This window comes from Propioniciclava sp., from assembly GCF_029977985.1.
In the GTDB taxonomy this organism is placed as follows: Bacteria; Actinomycetota; Actinomycetes; order Propionibacteriales; family Propionibacteriaceae; genus Propioniciclava.
In genome coordinates, this window is sequence record NZ_JARKOT010000009.1 from 1 (window position 1) to 7,073 (window position 7,073).

A 7,073-nucleotide genomic window follows, 5' to 3' on the forward strand; every position below is an offset into this window, starting at 1 on the left:
CCTGACCGCTGAAGTCGGGCACGGTCTGGGCGAAGCGGCGATCGCCGCGGACAATGCGCTCTGGCCCCTGATCAGTACCGCACTCGTGCCCTGCGGAGTCCACGCCGGCGACCCCACGTCCATCCTGCGGGCGTGCAGCGAGGCCGAGGCGCGGGAGGTTTCGCTCGGTGCCGCGGTGCGGTAAGCCCACCCGATGGGTGGCGGCGAGCGGTTCGTCGACTACGACCCGGACGACCTGGCCGCCACGATCATCTACCAGCTCGGAGCCCTGGACGGACTGGCGCTCGCCGAACAGGCGCGGGTCACCCGCGTCCGGCCGAGCGGGGCGCTGTTCGAGGCCGCCCGCACCGACCGCAACCACGCCTGGGCGCTGGTGAACGCCGTCCTCGACTACGACCCGACGCTGGCCATCATCGGCCTGCCCGACTCGCGGCTGCTGCAGACCGCCGAGCGCAACGGGATCTCGGTCGCCCGGGAGTTCCAGCCGCACCGGCTGCTGAACGCGAACGGATCGCTCGGCGCCGTGGTCACCGACCCGGAGACCGTGGCCCGCCGGGCCGTGGACGCGGTGGCGTCCGGCGGCTACGACTGCGTCCGCCTGCCCTGGCACACCCAGGCGGAACGCGACTGCGCGCGCGCCGTCCGGACGGCCCTGGTCGAGGCCGGCCACGTGATCGCGTCCCCGCAGGCGCCCGCCCAGCCGGAGCTGCCCGTTCACCTGGCCATCGCCGGACGGGTCTGACGGCCACACCAGCTGCCGAAACTCACTCACGCTGCCGAAGGTTCGGCAGCGTGGGCAACTTTCGGCAGCTTCTGACTGGGGCGGAGCCCACGGGGGCGGGGCCCACGGGGGCGGGGTGGGCTGGGGTGGGGGCGGGGCGGGTTTGTGGGGAACCTACAACGGGAGGCGGGCAGACTTGGTTCCGGGGGCGTGGAACTTGGCGAGTTCGTCCAGTTGTGCCAGTGTCGACTCGCACTGCGACGCCCGGCGTGGCAGATTGCCGACGGACCCGCGTGAGGCGGGTCGCCGACTGCCTGCGGAGGAGGCCTCGTGGTCCAGCGCATCGCGATCGTCAACCGTGGTGAGGCCGCGATGCGGCTCATCCATGCCGTCCGCGACCTGAACGCCGAACGGCCCGACGCCCCGCAGCTCACCACGATCGCGCTGTACACCGACGCCGAGCGCACCGCCATGTTCGCGCGCGAGGCCGACGAGGCCTGGCCGCTCGGACCGGCCTCCGCCCGTCCCTACCTCGACCATGCGCTGCTCGCCCGGGTGCTCACCGAGGCCCGCGCGGACGCGGTCTGGGTGGGCTGGGGCTTCGTCGCGGAGGACGCGGCCTTCGCCGACCTGGTCACCTCGCTGGGCATCACCTTCATCGGCCCGTCCGGCGAGGCGATGCGCAAGCTCGGCGACAAGATCGGCAGCAAGCTGATCGCCGAGGAGGTCGGGGTCCCGGTGGCGCCGTGGAGCCGCGGCGGAGTGGACACTCTCGACGACGCGCTGGCTGCCGCCGACCGGATCGGCTACCCGCTGATGCTGAAGGCGACCGCGGGTGGCGGCGGCCGCGGCATCCGCCGGGTGGACTCCGCGGCCGACCTGGCCGACGCCTACCAGCGCACCCGGGACGAGGCCGAGCGTGCGTTCGGCTCGGGCGTCGTCTTCCTGGAGAAGCTGGTCACCGGCGCCCGCCACGTCGAGGTGCAGGTGATCGCGGACGGGCAGGGCGCGGCCTGGGCGCTCGGCGTCCGGGACTGCACGGTGCAGCGCCGCAACCAGAAGGTGATCGAGGAGTCCGCGTCGCCCCTGCTCACCGCGGAGCAGACCGCCGAGCTGAAGGCCTCCGCGGAACGGCTGGCCCTCGCCGTCGACTACCGCGGCGCGTGCACGGTCGAGTTCCTGTACCACCCGGCCGACCGGCTGTTCGCGTTCCTGGAGGTGAACACCCGGCTGCAGGTCGAGCACCCGATCACCGAGGTGACCAACGACTTCGACCTGGTCAAGGCCCAGCTGCGCGTGGCGGCCGGCGAACCCCTCACCGACCGTCCCGTCGAGCAGGGGCACGCCATCGAGGCCAGGCTCAACGCCGAGGACCCCGACCGCGACTTCGCCCCCTCCCCCGGCGTGATCACCCGGCTCGACTTCCCGGTCGGCCCGGGCATCCGCGTCGACACCGGGGTGGCCGAGGGCGACGCCATCCCCGCCGACTTCGACTCGATGATCGCGAAGGTGATCGCCTCCGGACGCACCCGCGCCGAAGCACTCGGACGGCTGCGCCGGGCGCTGGCCGAGACCACGGTGATCATCGACGGCGGCGCGACGAACAAGAGCTTCATCCTCGAACTGCTCGCCCGCCCCGAGGTGGTCGGCCCCGAGCCCGGCAGTCCCGCGCAGTGGGCCGACACCGGCTGGATCGACCGGACGCGCGCCGCCGGCGGCCTGGTCGCCGACCGGCACTCCGGTGTGGCGCTGGTCGCCGCGGCGATCGAGGCCTACCAGGAGGCCGAGCAGCTCGAGGTGGCCCGGCTGCTGGAGACCGCCCACGGCGGCCGGCCGCAGGCGCAGCACGCGTCCGGACTGTCGGTCGACCTGAAACTGCGCGGCGCCGCGTACACGCTGGTCACGTTCCGCACCGGTCCCGACCGGTATCGCGTCCGGGTCGGTGACCTCGTGGTGGACGCGGGCCTCGAGCGCCTCGACGACGTGCACGGCCGGCTGCGGCTCGGCGCCGAGCGGTTCCGGATCGTCACCGCCACGCACGGACCCGTCCACCTGATCGAGGTGAACGGCGTCACGCACCGCGTCTCGCGCGACGAGGGCGGCGTCCTGCGGTCCCCCGCACCGGCGCTGGTGGTGGCCACGCCGGTCGTCGTCGGGCAGGAGGTCGCCACCGGCGCGCCGGTGGTCGTGCTGGAGTCGATGAAGATGGAGACCGTCATCACGGCGCCGTTCGCGGCGAGGGTGAAGGAACTCCTCGTCATGGCCGGCAGCCAGGTGGAGAGCCTGGCCCCGCTCGTCCGGCTGGAACCGCTCGGCAACGGCGGCGAGGCCACGGCGGAGGCCGGTGAGGTCGAACTGCCGGACGGCGCGTCCGACCCGTCGACCCACGACCGCGTCACCCGCCTGCTCGGCGAGCTGTCCGCGCACCTGATGGGCTACGACACCGACCCGGCGGCGGGCGTGCTCGCGGCCTACCTGGCCGCCAGGGACGAGGCCCGCGCGCAGGGCATCGACGTGCTCGCCGGGGAGATCGAGCTGGTCTCGCTGTTCGCCGACCTCGCGGAGCTGGGCCGCAACCGTCCGGCCGGGGAGCAGGACGGCACCGAGCTGCGCGTCCACTCCGACCGCGAGCTGTTCCACGGCTACCTGCAGAGCCTCGACGTGTCCCGCGCGGCGCTGCCCACCCGGTTCGTGGACCGGCTCGGCCGCGCGCTCGCGCACTACGGCGTCACCAGCCTCGACCGCACGCCCGGGCTCGAGGACGCCCTGTTCCGCGTCTTCCTCGCCCAGCAGCGGGTGGCCGCGGACGTGCAGGTCGTGCTGGCGATCCTCGACCGCTGGATCGGCGAGCCCGCCCCGGACGACGCCGCGGCGGCGTCCGCCCGTCCCCAGCTGGAGCGGCTGGTGCGGGCCACGCAGCGCCGGTTCCCCGCGGTCGGCGACGTGGCCCGGTCGGTGCGGTTCCGGTGGTTCGACCAGCCCCAGGTGGACGCCGAGCGCGAGCAGGTGCTGGCCAGCGTGGCCGCGGAGGTCGCCGGCCTCTCCGCCCATCCGGACGCGCCTGACTACGCCGAACGCATCGCGGCCCTGGCGGCGATCCCCGAGCGGATGGTTCCGACGCTGGCGGAGCGGATGGCGGACGGCGTCTCCGCCCACGAGCCGCTGCTGGAGATCCTGCTGCGCAAGCACTACCGCGACCACGACCTCGCCGACGTGCGGGCACTGACGGTCGATGGGCGCTCGGTGGTCGTGGCCGACTACGTGCTGGACGGACGTCCCACGCGGGCGATCACCACGATCGCGACCGCCGCGGAACTCGACGCCGGAGGTCCGGTCGACCGGGTCGTCGCCGACCAGCTGCGGGCCCGTCCGCAGGGACGGGACGCCGTCGTCGAGCTGTACGTCGCCTGGCCGGAGGCCCCCGACCGGGCCCAGCTGGCGGACGACCTCCGGGCCCGGCTCTCCGGCTGGGACCTGGCGGGGCTGCGCCGGATGGTGGTCGCCGCCTGCTCGCCCGCGGGCGAGGTCGACTACGTCACCTTCCGCCCGGACGCGACCGGGGCACTCGTCGAGGACGAGCGCGTCCACGGCGTCCACCCGATGGTGTTCCGCCGGCTCAACCTGTGGCGGCTGCGGGAGTTCGACGCGACCCGGCTGCCCGCGCCGCGCGGCGTCCTGCTGTTCGACTGCGTGGCGAAGACCAACCCGGACGACCGCCGGCTGGTGGCGATGGCGGAGGTCAACCAGCTCGCCGGGGTCCGCGACGAGCACGGCCGGCTGATCGGGCTGCCGCACGCCGAGCGGGCGGTGGAGAACTGCCTGGAGGCGATCCGGCGGACACGCGCCGCGCGCGGCTCGGCCGGCAGCCGGCTCGACATGAACCACGTGTGGGTCTACGTGTGGCCGCAGATCGACCTCGACCTGCGCGACGTGATGGAGCTGCAGCACAAGATCACGCCGCTGTCGGACGGCACCGGCATCGAGGAGGTGCTGGCCGAGGGCACCTTCGTCCGTCCGGACGTGCCGCCGACGCGGCTGGCGATCCGGTTCCACGCCAAGCCCGGCTCGGGCGTGGCCGCGTCCGTCGAGCCGCCGCCCACCGAACCGCTGCACCCGCTGGACGACTACGCGGCCAGGGTGGTGCGTGCCCGCCGGCGTGGCCTGGTCTACCCCTACGAGCTGTCCGAGACCCTTGCCGGACCGGGAGGGACGCTGGTCGAGCTCGACCTGGACGGGGACGTGGCGCCCGGCGCACCCGACCGGCTGGTCGCCGTGCGGCGTCCGCCCGGCCGGAACAAGGCGGGGATCATCGCCGCCAAGGTGACGACGCCCACGCCGCTGTACCCGGACGGGATCACCCGGATCGTGCTGTCCGGCGACCCGACCCGCGGACTGGGCGCGGTCGCGGAACCCGAGTGCCGCCGGATCATCGCCGCGCTCGACCTGGCGGACGAACTGGGCGTGCCCGTCGAGTGGTACACGCTCAGCTCCGGCGCCCGGATCTCGATGGACTCGGGCACCGAGAACATGGACTGGGTGGGCGCCGCCCTGCGCCGGATCGTGGAGTTCACCCAGGCCGGCGGCGAGATCAACGTCGTCGTGGCCGGCATCAACGTCGGCGCCCAGCCGTACTGGAACGCCGAGGCGACGATGCTGATGCACACCCGCGGCATCCTCGTGATGACGCCGGACTCGGCGATGGTGCTCACCGGCAAGCAGTCGCTGGACTTCTCCGGTGGCGTCTCGGCCGAGGACAACTTCGGCATCGGCGGCTACGACCGCGTGATGGGTCCCAACGGCCAGGCGCAGTACTGGGCGCCTGACCTGGCCGGCGCGTTCGGGATCCTGATGCAGCACTACGAGCACACCTATGTGGTGCCCGGCGAGGCCGGGCCGCGGCGGGCACCGACGTCCGACCCGCTCGACCGGGACGTCTCCGACTTCCCGCACGATGTGCCGGGCAGCGAGTTCACCACGGTCGGGCAGCTGTTCTCGCCCGAGTCCAACCCCGACCGCAAGAAGGCGTTCGACATCCGCACGGTGATCGCCGCAGTCTGCGACGCCGACCATCCCCGGGTGGAGCGCTGGGCGGGCATGGCGGACGCCGACACGGCCGTGGTCATGGACGCCCGGATCGGCGGCTACCCGGTCGCGGTGCTCGGCATCGAGAGCACGCCGGTGCCCCGGGTCGGGTTCCCGCCCACCGACGGCCCGGACACCTGGACGGCGGGCACGCTGTTCCCGAAGTCGAGCAAGAAGGCGGCACGGGCGATCAACGCCGCCTCGGGCAACCGTCCGCTGGTGGTGCTGGCGAACCTGTCGGGCTTCGACGGCTCGCCGGAGTCGATGCGGAACCTGCAGCTGGAGTACGGCGCCGAGATCGGCCGGGCGATCGTGAACTTCCGCGGCCCGATCGTGTTCGTGGTGATCAGCCGGTACCACGGCGGGGCGTTCGTGGTGTTCAGCAAGCGGCTGAACCCGAACATGACGGTGCTGGCGATCGAAGGCTCGTTCGCGTCCGTGATCGGTGGCGCGCCGGCTGCGGCGGTGGTGTTCGCCGGGGACGTCGCGAAGCGGACGGCCGCCGACCCGCGGGTGGCGTCCCTGGAGGGCAGGCTGCGGACCGCCCACGCCCCCGACCGGGCCGGCCTGCAGCTGGAGCTGGCGGACGTCCGCGCCGCCGTCCGCGCGGAGAAGATCAGCGAGGTGGCGGCCGAGTTCGACGGGGTCCACAACATCCACCGCGCCGTCCAGGTGGGCTCGGTGGACCGCGTGATCAGCGCCGCCCGCCTGCGTCCGGAGATCATCGACGCGATCGAGGCCCGGCTGGGTTAGCCCCACGTCATCCCGGCGAACGCCTGCCCGTTGACCGATCCCTGAGGAGCGCAGGCCTGAGCGTGCGAAGGCCTGCGCGTCACGAAGGGCGGCCGGGCCCACCCGTCCTGCCAGACCAGCCGCCGGAGACGACCCCACGCAGCTAGACTCCGCAACGAGTGCCCCGAGGAGGAGTCGATGCCGATCACCAAGGTGTTGGTGGCCAATCGCGGCGAGATCGCCGTCCGGGTGATCAGGGCGGCGCGGGACGCCGGACTGGGCAGCGTGGCGGTCTACGCCGACCCGGACGCGGACTCGCTGTTCGTGAAGCTCGCGGACGAGGCGTTCGCCCTCAACGGGCTGACCCCGGCCGACACCTACCTCGACGTGGCGAAGCTCCTCGCCGTCGCGGCCCGCTCGGGCGCGGACGCCGTCCACCCCGGCTACGGGTTCCTCGCCGAGAACGCGGGCTTCGCCCAGGCGGTGCTCGACGCCGGCCTGACCTGGATCGGTCCGCCGCCGGCGGCCATCGAGGCCC

The 7,073-nt window shown here is 73.6% G+C and carries 2 protein-coding genes and 1 pseudogene; all 3 read left to right on the top strand.

Annotated features, from left to right (window positions below; all coding sequences use genetic code 11):
• Positions 1-40: 40 nt before the first annotated feature.
• Positions 41-742: pseudogene (locus tag Q1K57_RS00810) on the top strand (LamB/YcsF family protein).
• Between the two features lie 309 nt (positions 743-1,051).
• Positions 1,052-6,556, top strand: a complete 5,505-nt coding sequence (locus Q1K57_RS00815; protein ID WP_300077794.1) for a carboxyl transferase domain-containing protein — start codon at positions 1,052-1,054, stop codon at positions 6,554-6,556.
• A gap of 177 nt (positions 6,557-6,733) precedes the next feature.
• The coding region (locus Q1K57_RS00820) for a biotin carboxylase N-terminal domain-containing protein (RefSeq protein WP_300077797.1) at positions 6,734-7,073 on the top strand (340 nt) is incomplete at its 3' end.